7 protein-coding genes are annotated in these 15829 nt (G+C 61.4%); all 7 read right to left on the bottom strand.

Annotated features, from left to right (window positions below; genetic code table 11):
• Window positions 1-102 precede the first annotated feature (102 nt).
• A complete protein-coding gene (locus tag ACF3ND_RS08595; RefSeq protein WP_394065658.1) occupies window positions 103-1701 on the bottom strand; it encodes a hypothetical protein in 1599 nt (532 codons plus the stop codon).
• Window positions 1702-1887: 186 nt separating this feature from the next.
• Window positions 1888-4539: a hypothetical protein gene (locus ACF3ND_RS08590; RefSeq protein ID WP_394065657.1), complete on the bottom strand. Its 2652-nt coding sequence runs from the start codon at window positions 4537-4539 to the stop codon at window positions 1888-1890.
• A gap of 219 nt (window positions 4540-4758) precedes the next feature.
• Window positions 4759-5229 carry a type III secretion system chaperone gene (locus ACF3ND_RS08585; RefSeq protein WP_394065656.1) on the bottom strand — a complete coding sequence of 157 codons (471 nt, stop codon included), beginning with the start codon at window positions 5227-5229 and terminating at the stop codon, window positions 4759-4761.
• 312 nt (window positions 5230-5541) lie between these two features.
• A complete protein-coding gene (locus tag ACF3ND_RS08580; protein WP_394065655.1) occupies window positions 5542-8193 on the bottom strand; it encodes a hypothetical protein in 2652 nt (883 codons plus the stop codon).
• Between the two features lie 273 nt (window positions 8194-8466).
• Window positions 8467-10647 (bottom strand): hypothetical protein, encoded by a 2181-nt coding sequence (locus tag ACF3ND_RS08575; RefSeq protein ID WP_394065654.1) that lies wholly within the window; start codon window positions 10645-10647, stop codon window positions 8467-8469.
• 44 nt (window positions 10648-10691) lie between these two features.
• Window positions 10692-13196, bottom strand: coding sequence for a hypothetical protein (locus ACF3ND_RS08570; RefSeq protein ID WP_394065653.1), 2505 nt, complete (start codon window positions 13194-13196; stop codon window positions 10692-10694).
• A 92-nt stretch (window positions 13197-13288) separates the two neighbouring features.
• The gene (locus ACF3ND_RS08565; RefSeq protein WP_394065652.1) at window positions 13289-15820 is read right to left on the bottom strand and encodes a hypothetical protein; all 2532 of its coding nucleotides are present in this window, start codon (window positions 15818-15820) and stop codon (window positions 13289-13291) included.
• Window positions 15821-15829: the final 9 nt, after the last annotated feature.

Here is a 15829-nt window from a genome sequence, read left to right as displayed (position 1 = left end):
ATCGCATCCACACCGTCTTAGACGCGCAATAGCCTTGATCTCAGGCAGTAAGTAACCGCTGGCCAGCACACGTTCCGTTCCAGAGCATCTTTCGCCTCCACGCTATGAAGCCAGGGCACGGGCCAGCAGGGCTACGGCCTGTGTCCTCTCCGGCCCCTCGCTAATCAGCCTCAAGGCTTTGCGGGCGGCATCCAGCCTTGGAGCTTCCAGGCGATTCAGCAACGCTTCCGGCCTGACCTTCTCCTTGGCCTTGCGCTCGACGAATTGACTCACATGCATCCGGACCCGCGCCAGGCCCTCCTCGTTGAGCGCCTGGCGGTCCAGCTCCAATCCCAAACGGTGCAAATGCGAGGCGCTATGCAGGTACCAGAGAGCAGCGTCGCTCAAGCCCTGCAGCGAAGCCCTGTTCAGCGGGCCCTCCGGATTGTTCAGCGCATCCCGGAGCTGATTCATTTGGGCGCCGACCCATTTTCGCACTGCCGTAACTGCCGTTTCATCAAGCGCTCCGTCCGTCCGCATCCGCGTCTCCACTCTGGCGTTCAGCAGGTGCAAGTCCTTCGACTTCGAAAACATGCTCGCGGACGTTTCCGCTGAAGCCAGCTTGCCTGTCAATCCAGATTGAACCCGAAAGTCATACTCGCGCTTCAAGGCGTCGTTGATACGGCCCAGCATGAGGCAGGCCGGATTTTCCGGATCGTTCTTGTCACGCTCCAGGGCATACTGAATGTCGGCCAATCTTGATGACTTGTGTAAGGTCAACAAGATCTCCAACTGCTCCTCAGGGATGAAACGCAAATAAATGTCCAACGGGTCGCCATCAGCTTTTACAGCGGTCAATTTCCGGCTGGCCTTGAACTGTTCCAGACCTTGGGCTAGTCTGATCAGCGGCTCCTCCAGTTTCTGCGCATCCAGTTCCCGCGCATCCAGTTTCTGCGCATCCAGTTTCCGCATACGCTCCGAAATGGCGAATAATAACCCCACGAGCAGCCCGAAAGGCTCCTGCACGACTTTTTTGACAAATCGCTGGCTGAGGGCCTTCGCGATCTGATTCAACATCTCGGGAGCGCGATGCATGGCGTGATGCGAAATTTCAGCCACATCCTGAAGCACGGCGGAGCGGGCGGCCGGGCAGCCCAAAGCCCCGTTGTGCAAGGCGATGAGATCCGAGTCGGTCAATTCATCCAGGTAGAATGTCAGGGCTTCCCGCCCGCCTGTCAGATTCGCCAGATCACCTTTAGAGCGCTCGACCAGTTGCACCAGCTCTTGGGCTGTCCTGAAATTGGCCAAGCTATCGTTCGCGGGAGCCGTCAGACAGCCCAGCAAGTTGCCGATATCACGGCTGTTGACACGAGCTTGCGTCAATTTCACGCACCGCGTGTGGTCCAACCCTCCGGTCAGCCAAATCTTCACAGTGGACAGATCGGCCAATGAACGCCGCATATCCGACAACAATGCACCTACGAAGCCGGCACGCGCTGTGCCACCTTGCTCCGCCTTGAAATGCAGGTTGCCGATGACTCCCAGCGGGGGACATTCCAGATCCTGGCGTTCCACCACCAGCCTTCGCACCTGCGAGCCATGCGCAAGAACAATGCCGGCCTCGGCTTCCCCGGGCCGATCATAAGGCAGGATAGAGCTGGCGTCGGCCTGCCTGCGCCAGGCACATGAAAAGTTAGAATCTCCCACCGCTTGCCTGATCATGAACGCCGTCCCCAAAAAAATCAGTTATCTCTGCCCAAACCGCGATACCAATTACATTGGCGGCATGCACTCCGGCTCTGCATCACATCTGGAGAAAAGCGCCGCTGTCGCCGTTTCAAGGCGTCAGTAACCGCCGTGCAATCGTCGTTCCACTGCCCGCGAGGTCGGCGCGCCTGCTCCGCGGCCTTAATCGAACATCGACAGCGGATGGACGGCCTGGCTGCGTAAATTGAGCGCATTGTCGACAGTGATCTGCGCGTCGTCGAAGTGATGCCGGAATTGCGGCAGTTCGGCTGTCTTGACCTCGCGCGCATCCGCCGACACAAGCAAGGCATACTGAATCTCAGCCCAGCTGGTCCACGGATTCATGGTGATGGTCACGTCCGTACCGTCTGGCGACGTTCCCGGAACGACGGCGAGGTCGTGATACTTGACTGTCGCTGCGATGAGAAAATCGCCGTCCTCGGTTTGTGCAACATCGAACCCAAAGCTGGCTCGGCCCTCCACCTGAACAACCGTACCGTCGGGCAGCTTGAAAGGCGAATCCATGCCCATTCGCCGCAAGCCTTGCGTCACGGCGCGGTATATGTGCTCGTGCTGCATCAGCCGCATCAGCGCCCCGGCCTGCGCGCCGGCCACCTTGCCCAGCACATCCAGCGCCTTCCCCATGCCATGAACGTATTCGCCGTGTGATGGTCGAGCCGGCCAGGTATATCGTACGGGCTGCCCGTCCGCCCAGGCCCCCCGCACGGACAAGTAAAGGCTGCGGCGCTCAAGGCCATCACGGAAACCCTCGCTCAACCAAAACTCCGTCTGCGTTCCGTCCACCGGCAACATGACCGGCGCGGCGAGGCTGGCCGAAGCCAGCGGGCGCGCTTCCAGGGCAGGCATCATCGACGCTCGCAGGGAATCCGTCACGAGCAGGGAAACTGTCTGCCTCCCCGGATCATAGTCCACCCCGTACTGCTCTCTTAAAATCGAATAAAAGATGGCCGGCAACATGCCGACGGTCGGCTCCGTAGACGGAGCCAGGGGCGCGTCCCGTCCGCCGGTCGAGTCCGCAAGATCTGACTGGGCCAGTTCCAGATTCCGCAGGAACATCACATCGCTCATGCCTTCCAGAAGATGATAGTTCGCCAAGAGATGCTTTCTGACAGCACGGCCGCCCTCCGCATAGTCTCCCTGGGCGATCGCCGCATTCAGTTCGGCCGCGGTCGCGATGTACCGGTTTGCGACCTTCCGGAACAGATGACTGTAAGGCAGTGCGCCGTCCACCAGATGAGCATGACCTTCATGAACCAGCTCATCCAGCGCACGCCTGCACATCGTTCGAGCCAGGCTCCGGAAATCCGCCGAACCCGGACCGTCGGCCCCGAACCGCCCTGATTCTTCCAGTTGCCGGATACGCCGCAGTTCCAAGCCGGACAGATCGGCAAAGCGTCGCAAGAGCAGCGACAGGTCCAGCGGCTCCGAAATCAGCATGCGAACTACGGCTTTCAAGCCCTCCACCACCTGCAGGCTGAGCGCCTCGACCCGCTGCAGGCCGACGGTCCTGACCGCCTCGAGATCCAGTTCCAATCTCAAAGGTTCCAGCAAGCTCGAGATTTGACACAGGTGATTGAGCGTATGGTCGTCCAGGGCCTCGAGGGAGCTGGCGGTCAGCGGGCCTGCCGTGTTGCTCCGGGCATCCCGCAGCAGGTCCGCGCTGTCATTGGCCAGCCTGCGCGCCTCTTCGGCCAGCTCCCCTGGCAAAGGCGCATGTATCTGTCTTGTCCTGTTCAACAAGGCGTGCAGGCCGCGCAGGACCCGCGACGCGGCGCGCCGGCTCTGCGCTCCCCTCGCTTGGCCGAGCTCCTGTTGCAGCACCAGCAGTTCAGGCCGGGCCCGTGCTTGAACGGCGCGTGTCAGGGACATGCGCAAACGCGTCAGCATGATGAAGCATGGAAGCCTGCATTCCACCCGGGGCGCCGGGTTCCCGAACATATGCAGCAGGATGGCGCGGACGGCGTCCAGTTTTTCGGGCCGCAACTCGAACAACAAGCGCCTTGCCGCTTCGCTGTCCAACGATTCCAGATAGATGTCCAACATGCCGGCGGCGCTTGCGCGTTCCCCGGCCCTGTGCACGTCCCCCACGCCCAGCCGCCTGTACAGGCTGAGCAAATGGAGGCGCAGCCCCTCCCCGTAGCCGCGCGCCTGCGCGCCGGTCAGCCCCCAGGCCATCCGCGACAGCATTCTGGCCAGCTGCGTGAGAGGCTCGCCCACGGTTTCCCGGGCCAGCTTCTCATCCAGAGCCTGCGTCAGCTGATTCAGCACGCCCAGGGCCTGTGCGCGTGAGCCGTCCGGAATCCGCCCAATCAGCGCATGACGGGCCGCCGTATGCCCCAGCAACCCTTCGCGCAGACTAGCGAGGTACGGATACGCCATTTGATCCAGGTAATCGGTCAGAAGCTCCCGCGCCCCGGGAAGCGTATCCAGATCGCCCCGCGACGCTTCTCCCAGCCTCACCAGCGCCCGGACGACGCTGGACCGAGCCTCTGCATCGAAAGCCGCCGGCGCCATCCGGTCGAGTACTATGCGAACGAGCTCTTTTCTGTCCGGACCCCGATTGGCGGCCTCACGCCGCCCCCTGGCGGGCGGAGATACGCGGCCGGCGGACATCTCCACGCTGGCTCCCGCCATGCGGCGGATACCGGACCATACGCCTGGAAGGCCGGCGCGGACCGCTCTCCCCTGCTGTATGCTGAACCGCGAAGCGTCGCCGGCTCCTGAAGAACCCGATGCCGAGGCCCTTCCGGGCATGCTCCTGGATTCCATCTGGCCGAGAGGGCGAAAATTCATGATGATCTTCCTCGAAAAAAGCCACCTCACGCCAGAACTCTGTAACCTGCCGGGGGCGGCCGTTCCCTGGTCCGGAATCTCGGGACGCCAAGGGGCCGCCCACGAAAAAAGCCCCTTGAGCATGAAGCCATGTCCATGCTCAAGGGGCGGTTCGAATTCCGGCCCGATGCCCTGGCTGCCGACGCGAAACCCTATTTCGACAGACAGCGTCGAAAAAAATCAGGCTCGCATGCCGAATCCCGGATCAGGCAGGCCGGTCGGGGTCGCCATCAAGGCATCCGAATCGCCGTCGATGTCGGAACCGGCCAGACGCCGCTGCCAATCCAGGGCTACGGGCACCATGGACTCGAGCACGGAGCGCAACTGCGCCGTATCGGCATAAGACAGTTCCAGGCAGCGCGACAGAATCAGCTCTCCCGTGACCTCGTCCAGGCCAAGAGTGGCGCCCAAGGTATCATGACCGAACACATTGGCCGCCAGCATGCGGCGGTACACTTTCTGACGCTGGGCCGGATCCGTGGGCGACTGGCCCAGCACCACATAGCATTGCAGGGCGTCGATCATCGGATCATGCTCCAACTGCACCGTAGGACCGCTCTCGAAGACCAGCGACAACGTTCCCGCCTCGCTCAAAGCCAACGGCGTACCCGTTTCCTGCCCGAACAGAGAAATCAAGCTGTTAACATCCATGGGTCGTCCCCCTCTCCATAAATAGCGCTATCGCCGTCGCGTCAAGCCCCGGCCTGAGCGCCCGAGCTTTCGCGTCACACTACACCGGCGCCTGCTGCGCCGCATCCAAGCAGCCCCGCCCGGCTCCGCCGACAACGGCGAAACCGGCGCGAAAGCGCGTGGTCAAGATATGAGTAACCGGCGGATGAATAACGTTCCCTCGTCCGCACGCTTGGGAACACGCGGCCAGGACAGCCCTCTCCCCGACACCGAGGCACAAGCCCAAGTGCCGGGGAAGGGTTCATGACTGAAGCAGGTCAGGCTTGCAGGCTCTTATTCTACGAATCCCACAACCTCCAGATGATGGCGGAACTGCGGCAGACCCACCATATCGAACCGCAGCCCATCCGGTGATGCCTTCAAGGTGAACTCGACCTCGGCCCAACTGACTTCTTTATTGAATAAAGCATGCCCTTCGACGCCATCTGCGTTCACCGTCCGACTTACACTAACTGGAGAAGTTCTGGCCTTGAACGCAATGGTAAAACCGCCGTCCTCGTCTCGCACCAATTCAAAATGCAAGTCCTGACCGCCAGAAAGCCCAACGCAGGCAGTTCCATCCTCCAGCCTGAACGGCCCGTCCAGTCCCATCGCCGGCAGTACTTTCAAAACACCAGCGTAGAGCTGCTGGTTCAACATACGCGACAGCGCCTCAAGGGCCGGACCCGCTACCTGATCCAACACGTCCATTGCCTCCCCCAGAAGACGCTTGCGAGCCTCTTCATCCATCCCTGCGTAGTTCGACCAGGTAAAGCTCAACAATTGACCATTTGTCCCCACCCCTCGGACGGAAAAAGTAGCGCAGGGCCGCTCAAGCGTATCCATAATGAATTGTTTAACCACCGCATACGTTTTTTGAGTCCCCCCTACAGGCAGCGTGACGAGTTCGGGAATATGTGATGTTGGTTTAGGTGCCTTTATTAGCTTCGGCACCATCAGAGCGCGAACCGAATCCGTCAACAGCACGGCAGCCTTGTCTTCCCGCGGGTCATAAGCCACTTCGTATTGCGTCTGCAGTGCTTGATAGAAGGCATCGGGCAGGGCGCTGACGGCCAGGGGTCTTGGCCTGGACGACAGGCCGCCCATGCGCTGCGGCCTGAATGCCTCTTCCAGCGCGCCGGACATGCTGCTTAAGAGCCGGCGCGTCGTGCCGATCTGCGCCATGATCTGCTGGCCGCCCACTTTATAGTCATCCACAGAAACGGACTTATCCAAAGGCTGCTCGACACGAGCGTATTCCACGACCTCGCCCAGAGCCTGCTCGACACGAGCAAACTCCTCTTCCTGCAGCTTCAGCTCAAGCATGTTCGATTGCATTGCTCTCCACTGTTCGGGCGTGGCGGCGCGACGCAGCTCGTCCACTGCCTGCTCGGCGAGGTCTCCAAGCTTTTCCATTCCCGGACCATTCAGACCCAAGGCGTTCAGTTCCTGGATGCGCAGCGCTTCCACGCGAGACAGTTCCCGCAATTTCAGAACCAGTGCCCTCACATCGACGGAATCGCCGGTCATCGCCTGAAACACATCGTTCATGCCCTGGACGGTCTGCCAGCCCAGCGCCAGGACTCGCCTCTGGGCCGCATCGGCCGACGCATCGAGCTGCAGGCCCAGGTCGTGCAAGCGAGCGGCTTGGCGAAGCTTCTCCAGGGAAGCGGGATCGAGCCTGCGCAGGGAGGCTTCATTCAGCGGCCCATTCGGATTATTCTTGACATCCCGAAGCACCTCCTGGGCATGACCGATCACATTGCGGGCGTACTCGTTCATATCTTTGGGCACCCAGCCGTAGACCTGTTCGGTTTCAGCCAGCAGCGCGTCGGTATCGCACAAGACCCGGATCGCCAGGTTCCGGTCGTCCCCGCTTCGCGCCAAATCCACGCGAGCCGCTATTTCTTCCCAGTTCGCGCGTGCCTGCATCTCGCGCCCCAAGGCCGTACGGAGGCTCTCCAACATGGCAAGAGCCTGTTTTTTCTCTGTTTCACCGACACCCTGCGACAACGCCTGATCCGCCTCCACCAGCTTGTCCGCGCGAAACGCAGCAAACAGCTCCAGCGCACGATCCCGGGACAAAGAGCCGAGATAGACTTCCAGCATGCTCTGACCCTGCGGATTCTGCTCCGGCGTCTCGCACTTTTCCATGACGCCCTCGTTGCTGGAGAGCCTGAACAACTTATTCGAGGCGTCCACCATCGCCAGGGCGCCGGAAAGTTTAATCAACTTATCCGCCAGCTCCTGCCCATCCACGGGCTGGGTCGTCCCGTCCACCGACACGGGCGACAGCGCCCGGTCAAGCTCCGCCAGAGGCCCGTGCACGACATTTACGGCGAGCTGCTGATCAACGATCCCCTTGATCTCACTCAGGATGGCTTCTGCTTGATCCTTAAACTCCCCTTGTTTTCCAAAGGACTCCACCTGCGCCAGCACCTTTTCGCGTATGCCCGGCTGCCCCAGGACGCCGAGACGCAAAGCATGCAGATCCACATCATTCAATGCGCTCAAATGCGCAGACAGGGCCTTCCCCCCCCTTCCAAGCAGAACGCTCAAGCCTTCTCCTGCGGCGTGTTTATCCTTGCCGATCCGCTTGCAGATCTGCACAAGTTCGCGGGCGATCCCCCGTTGAGCCTTGCTATCGTTCGCCTGCGCCGTCAGCGCACCCAGCAGACTGGCGATACGCAGGCTATTGGCGCGGGACTGGATCACGGCCTTGCGCTGCGCCCGGATTTCCTTCGACACCCAGCTGACGGCGATTTTCAGCCTGGCCAACAAGTTTTCTATGCGCGCCCGCAGCACGCCGAAGCGGCTGATACGCGGGGTGCCGCCCTGCTTTGGCTTGAAGCGCAGATTGCCGGTGCTCCCCAAAGAGCCGGGCGCCGGTTTCTGATCCTGGTGCGATACCTGCACACCCGCCTGGCTGAAAGACTGAATAGTCATGATGAACTTCCTAGAAAAAAAATCAAGCTTGCACGCTCAAGCTTGAATCAGGAACCTGGTTCCCGTCGCTGTGGTACTCCCCTCGCCATAAAGGCGTGCGTTCTCACCGCTTCAGTAACCGATGGTCCGCTCGCGTTCCCGTATCCTCGAGACCGGCGCGACCGGGCATCGGCCCTCCATGCTCCAAGGCGCCTGGAGCGGTTTCCTACAGGGCGTCAAGACCGCAAGGTCGTGACGCCGCGGTAGCCGCTCGAGACACTCTTGGCTGTTTTTTCAGCGAGCTGCGGGATCAAAGTAATGCCGGAACTGCGGCGCCCCGACGACGTTGATCCGCTGGACATCCGGCGATACATGCAATGTGAAATGCACTTCGGCCCAACTGAATGTTTGCGGATTGGTGTTGATGAGGACGCTTGTGCCGTCGGGGCGAACGCCCTTGAGATTGCGGATGCCGAAGACTCTGAGCGTGGTCGCAAGACGAAAACTGCCGTCTTCATTGCGCACCACGTCAAGTATCAATGCGCCCAGGCCTTCTGGATGGACGACGGTACCGTCATCCAGCTTGAAAGGCGAGTCCCGGCCCATTTCCCGCAAGCCCTCCGCCACCAGGCGCGATATTGCCGCAATATTCATCAAGCACGTCAGCGGCTCGGCCGCCGAGCGCGCCACCCGGGTCAAGGCATCCAGCGCGTTGCCCATGAGGCCGGCGCGGCTCTGGCCCGACATGTGGCTAGGCCATGTGAAACGCACAGGGCGGCCGCCTTCCTCGGCTCCCCGGACCGACAAGAAGATGCTGTCGCGTCGAAACCCGTCCTCATAGAAGGCTTCGCCCACCAGAAACCGTTTATCCGCCCTGCCCACAGGCAAGGTGAGCCGCCGGGCGGCGCGGGAACTGCTCGAGAGCAGCTTTTCCAGCGCCGGCGCCATCTTTGCTCGGATCGGGTCCGCCACGAGCACGGCGACGCTGTCTTCCGCCGGGTCATAGGCCACTCCGTACTGTTCCTGCAAGGCCCGGTAGAAAGCGCCGGATCGTCTTCTGGCGATCGGATCCAGGCTTGCCTGGCTCTCCAGCACCGCATATCGGGCGAACAATGTATCGACGAACTCTTCGTACGGCACATCCGGCAGTGGTTCGCTGGGCTCGTCCAGAATGGCCGCGGCAGCCGGGTTGGGAGTCATCCGGTTGATCAGGTCCACGTACAAGTCGATATCGGCGCCGGAAGCCCCCCTTCCGGACAGCAAATCCGTCAATAGCCGATCCATTTCGCTGATCATGCCGTTCAGCAGGTAGCGCGTCGTGACGAGTTGCTCCATGATCCGTGCGCCGCCTTCCCGATAGTCCTCCTGGACAATGACTTCCTCCAGCCTGGACGCGACCCTTCCGAACAGGCCCTCCAGATCGGCAAGCAGGGGCATGTGCCGCGTCGCATCGTACGCAGTGAAGGCCTGATGAGTGCTGCGAGCCAATTCTTCCGTCGCCAGTTGGCACGTTCTTTTCGCCATGGCCCGACGCTGCTCCGGCTCCGGGACGCCGTCGGCAAACTGCCCCAGCTCCGCCAACTGTTCGATGCGCTGCTGTTCCACGCCGCTCTGATCCCGCAGCAGCCGCATGAACACCGGCACGTCGATCGCCTCCTTGGCCAGCATCCGCAGCATGTCCATCGCATACTCGATGACTTGCCAACTGAGTGTTCCGACCCGGCCGTAAGCCACGGCATCGGCTGCCTTGAGATCCAGGTCCAGGCCCAGGCAGTGCAGGCACGAGGCCCGGCGCAGATTGACGAACGTGGCATCATCCAAGCCAAGCAGCGAGGGCACGTTCAACGGTCCGTTCGAATTGCTCTCGGCGTCCCGGAACAGGTTCAGGCTGCTCCTGGTGATTCTGCGCACATCCTCGGCCAGGGCGCCGGGCAATGGGCCGTAGGCTTGCAGATACTTGTCCACCAAGGCGTTCAGATCGGATAAGGTCCTGGAGGCGGCAAGCCTGTCCTGCACAGTCACCGCCTGAGATAGCCTTTCTTGCAAAGCCCTCAGCTCAGGCTGAGCCCGCGCGTGGATCTCGCGGCCCAGCGAGACGCGCAAACGATCCAGCATGGCGAAGGCCTGGATCTCCGAGCCATTATTGACCAAGGCCAGCGCCTCCTGAAACAGACGCTGATCGGGATCCGCCGGAGACGCCAGACTGTACAGCAGAATGCCGGCCCGATAGATGCTCTCGCGGGCCTGAGCCCAGGTCTCGCGATGCGCGCGAGCCTGCGGGGACTGGGGACTGACGATAAAACCCGGACTGGCCGCCATGCCTTCTGTTCTCGTCAAGCCGCCGGAACCGCCGCGCGCCGCGCCCCCCTGGTCCGTAATGAACGGCAGATTGCCCACGGCGCCTGCCGAACCCGACACCCGGGCACGCTGCTGCCCGCCCTGAGTGTCCGTCCGGCTTGGAGATCGAATGTTCATGGTGATTACCCACAAAGAAACAGCCAGAGCCTGAGATTATCTCGCTACTCCATGATTTCCAGGACGTCGAAGTGGTAGCGGAATTGCGGCAGGCCCGCTAGCTCGACCCTCGACGCATCCGGCGCCGCTTGCATGCAGTAGTGAACCTCAGCCCAGCTAGTTTCCGGATTCATGCACAGGGTGACGGCCGCGCCGTCCGGACGAAGGCCCGTCGCGTCCCGGATAGCGGTGAACCTGAATGTCGTCGCGATGGTGAAGCTGCCATCCTCATTGCGCGCCACATCGACCTCCAGCGCCCCCTCCCCCTCGGGATGCACGGCCGTATCGTCTTCCAGCCTGAATGGCGGCTCCACGTTCAACGCCCACTCCCTGTTCAGCAAGCAAGTGGCGATATGTTCATAATTCATCCAATCCGCCAAGGCTGCCGCCACCGGGCCTGCCACCCTTGCCAGTGCCTCTATCGCTTCTTCGGCGACGCGCGGAAGGTCCTCAGCCGCCACCTGATCAGGCCATATGAATCGCGTGGGCAGACTGTCCGCCCCCGTTCCGCGTACGGACAGACGCATGTCATGCCGGATCAAATCCTCCACCCGGAGCGGATCAGCAAAAGAAACCTCCTCTGCCTCCTCCAGGAAGGAATCAAGTGTCTGGATACGATACCCATGCGCGGGCGAAGTCAACCGCGCACTATGGGCGGCATGGCTGCGCCGCCCATCCGTCAACAGGACGGTCGCCGCGTTCTTCGACGCGTCGTAGTTCACCCCATACTGCTCCCTCAAAGCCCAATAAAAGTCCTTGGGCAAGGGCGCCGCCGAATAGATGAGATCCGTCCCTGTCAGGTCCAGTATCTTGTCGTACAGCGCTCCCACCATGCCGCTCAGCAGATGGTAGGTCGTACTGACCTGCTTGCTGATGTCCAGTGCGCCATGCTCGTAGTCCTGTTCATTGACATGGGTGCCCAGCTCTATCATGACGGCGCAGAATTCTTTCTGCAGGCTTTCAAGCAGGTCCATATGCCGCATCGCGTCGTGCACAATGGCAGCCTGCCCGCCCCGCAACAGTTGGCTCATCACCCGTTCGGACAGTTCCTGGGCCATCGTCAGGCGCGCATCCGCGCTTAACCCGCCGACGAACTGCCCCAGATCCGCCAATTGCTGAATGCGTTGCAATGCCACGCCGGACAGCCCTCTCAAGCGCTGCACCAACTCCACCACATCGACCGAGTCCTGAGACAGCAGCCTGAATACATCCATGATGCCCTGGAGCGTCCGCCGGCTGAGCGCTTCAACCCGCTGCAGACCGATGGAATCGGCCGCTGCGCGATCCAGTTCCAAACCCATGGGACGCAACGAACTCGAAGCCTCGCGCAAATGCTTGAGGGTGAAATCATCCACCTTGCTCAGGGAGGCGCCATTCAAGGGGCCGTGCGGGTTGCCTTGCGGATCCCGAATCAGGTCCAAGCCGCGCGCGACCAGCCGGCGCACTTCCTCGACCATCTCTGGCGCCAGAGGCCCGCAGTCCTGCCGGCATGTGTCCACCAGCTTGCATAATTTATGCAAGGCATGGGAGGCGGCGAGCTTATCCTCGGCCTGTACCGCGCGAGCCAGCCTGCCTTCCAATTTAAGCAGGGCAGGCTTGGCCTGCGCGTGAACCTTGCGACCCAACAAGGCGCCCAGGCTCTCCAGCACGGCAAGAGCTTGCTGCCGCTCCGACACATCGCTGATCTTTGACAGGATCCGCCGTCCGCCTGCCAGCTTATCGGGTCGCAATCCGGTCAACAACGCATCGGAACGCTCAACGGGCAAGGATTGGAGATAGATGTCCAGCATGGACACGAAAGGCAAGCCGTCCTGCGGCAGCTCGGCTTCCAGCATGGCCAGGCCGGCATGCAGGGCGCTCATGGGCGCCTCCAGCTTCCGCCCGTCGACAGGCGACGCGGACAGCGCGGCGGCGATCTGCGACAAGGACACCGACACGGCCTCCTGCGCCCAGCGGGGGTTCAGGGCCGATATCATCTGCTCCAGCACGCCCTGCGCCCATGCGCGCAAGTCAGGCGGAATCTGTTCCAGCACTGCGTTGCGGGCGGCCGCCTGGCCTAGCACTCCGTCGCGCAGAACGTCGAGTTCGGCAAATTCCATTTCTCCCAGGCGCGCGGACAACGCCTCCCACCCTCCAGGCAGATTGGACAGGTCGCCCCGCGAACGCCTGGCCAAGCACTTCAGGCCCTGCGCTATTCTCGACTGGGCCGGGGCGTCATCTGTGGGCGTCATCAGGTTGCCCAGTAGACTGTCCATCTGCCCGCGCATCTCACGCATCTGTTCCACTTCGGTATGCCCGGCCCGCCCTTGTTCGGGCTCAGACTCAACCCAATAGATCAGACTGAAGAGCAAGCCGCCCAGGCCCAGGAAGTCATCGGGGGAGGCGCCGCGCGGCGCGCAGCCCTGCCCTGAGTTGAACCGCAATTCGCCAATGGCGCCCGGTGACCCGTTATTCATGCTCTGCCGCCGCGGGACCAGAGTGTCTATTTTGGCAGGTGGTTGAATCTGCATGCTAGCGTTCCTTGAAACAGTCAGGCCCAAATACCAGAAGCTGCAACTGGGATGCGAAACGCTTGGGCAACGAATGCATCCCAGGCGCACCATCACCCGCGGCCTTCCGCCTCCTGCTCAAGGTGGTAGCGGAACTGTGGCGGTTCAACCAGGACCATCTGCGCAGCGTCCGGCGACACATCCACGGTGAACTGAAACTGAATCCATCTGAAGACGTCCGGATCCAAGCTTTTGATCGATCCAGCCATAGCGTTTGGCCAGGTTGCAAGCCCGACGGTGAACCCTTCGAACACGTATTTCACGTGGATACGAAAGCTGCCATCCTCGTTCTGCTGCACATCATATAGTTGACTTGTTTGACCATCCATCGGTTGAATACGCGTTCCGCATTGCAAACGATATGGCTGATCCTCACCCATATCGTGCAGCCCCCCCAACACGCGGCAGCCTATCTGTTGATTCAGCAGACGCGTCAACCCTTCCAGCGACCCGGGCGCCACCTGGTCCAGCACATCCAATGCTCCTCCCAGAGCAAGCTTCCTTTCTTCAAAAGCCATATCGCGCTTCGGCCAGGTAAAACAGAAAAACCGGCCGTCCGCCCCGGCCCCCCGGACAGACAGACAAATGGAGTTGCGTTCATGCGCGTCCCCAACAAAGCTGATGTGCGCAGAATACGTTTTCGGGACTCCATTCACAGGCAGCACGATCTCAGCGGTCTCCTCTGCTCCCTGGAAAGGCTTTTCCAGGATAGCCTTCACCATGAGGCGGCGCATCGAGTCCGTCACGGGCACGGCGACCTCATCTTTCTCGGGATCATAGACCACCCCGTATTGCTCGAGCAGCGAGCGTTGGAGAACCCCGGACATCGCGTCTGGCGCCGAGCGAGATGGCGGCGCGAATGAATAATCGGCTTCATCCCCCGCGCACATGTCTGCCAAGACATTGCGCATGCCGGACAGCAGTTGCCGGGTCGCGTGGAGATGTTTCATGATCACGGCCCCGCCGACTTCGTAGTCGTCCGAGGCAATGAGCTTCTTCAGCCGCGGCGTGACCTGCGCAAACATCGTTTCCACGGTCTGCAGCGCGTGAATATTCGACGGCGACAGGCTCCGGGCCCTGGGCATGCGTGCACCGTACAATTCTTCCAAGGCCTGCTTGCAGACGCTTTCGAGCCTGCTCGCCTCATCTTCGGAAGGGGACTGCGCCGTGCTCTCCGGCATCTGGACTCGCTGCAGCTCCAGATCGGATAAATCCCGCATTTGCCGCATGAATGCCCGCATATCGACCGGATCTCCGGATAAGACCCGGAACGCATCGCGTATGCCTTGGATGACTTGCCACTCCAGCACCTGGCGCCGTCGCCGGCCCGCATCGGCCGGCTCCACAAGCTCCAGCCCAAAGGGCCGCAAGCGCGGGAGATTGCGCAGATTGATCAGTGCGGCGTCATCCAGCTTGCGCAAGGAATCCTCAGTGAGCGGCCCATCCGGATTGCCTTGACCATCCCTGAGCAGGCTCAGGCAATTGCGGACCACTTGTCGCGCTTGCTCGGGCAAATCTTCAGGTGCTGTTTCTCCTGTCTGCTCCACCTGCTCCAGCAGGTCATTCAGCTCGCACAGGACTTTGCAGGCGGTCAACCGCTTTTCCGCTTGCCCAAGCTGATTCAGGGCCTCATTGAATCCCTGCAATTCAGCCTGGATCCGCCGACACTTCTCGCGCTCCAGCGACTGCGAAATGTATTCCAGCCATCCAAACGCCTGCGACTCATCCCGGCTCATGCCGACATTCGACAGAAGTTCTTTGCCGATATTCAATCGTTCAGGCCGCAATGCGCTCAGCATGTCCTGCAAGCTCTCCTTGGGCAGAGACTGTAAATAAAAATCCAGCGTCTGACTGATAGGCGGGCCCTTCGATTTGTCATAGCCCAGCTTGAGGACACCCGCATGCAGAACCATCAATTGCTCCGCCAATGCTTTCCTGTCGACCGATGGACTAGAAAACAGCTCCGCCATCCTTTCCATGGGTTCCTGCGCGATTTTCCGGGCCAATTGCTGATTCCGCATCGCCTTGACCTGATTCAACGCCGTCTTTACTTGCTCCAGCACCTCAGCCGACTGCGGGCGGATGTCAGAAGAAACCTGGTTCAGCACCGCCTCGAAGGCATGCGGCTGGCTTAAGGCTCCGCCGCACAGGGCAAGAATATCTTTATGCTGCAACTCATCCAGATAGGCATCCAAGGATTCCTGCGCTCCCGGCAGCATGCCCAGATCCCCCCCCGAGAGCTCGGCCAGGTCGCTCAGCGCCTGGACAATGCGAGGCCGAGCCCTGGCGTCGCCGGCCGGGGCCGTCAAGCTGCCCAGCAGATTGCCGACGCGACGGCTGTTTTCCCGGACGTTGCTGACGGAATCGCGCTGCGCCCGCGCTCGCCCGAGGACGCGGCCAACCAAGAATTTCACATTGGTCCATAGCGCGTGAAGCTGCGCGAGCACGCCTGGACGGCGGGCTCGCGCCGTACCGCCCTGTGCCGGGCTGTACCGCAGATTGCCGAAGATTCCCAGGCAACCGTGCGCCAGCTCCTGTTGCAGCGCGCTCCGGGCCGCCGCCGGACTGGAAAGCGGAATAGTCATGTGATCATC

The sequence above is a fragment of the Alcaligenes sp. WGS1538 genome, from assembly GCF_043187505.1.
Lineage (GTDB): Bacteria > Pseudomonadota > Gammaproteobacteria > Burkholderiales > Burkholderiaceae_B > Alcaligenes.
This window is presented reverse-complemented; position numbering and strand designations above follow the sequence as displayed.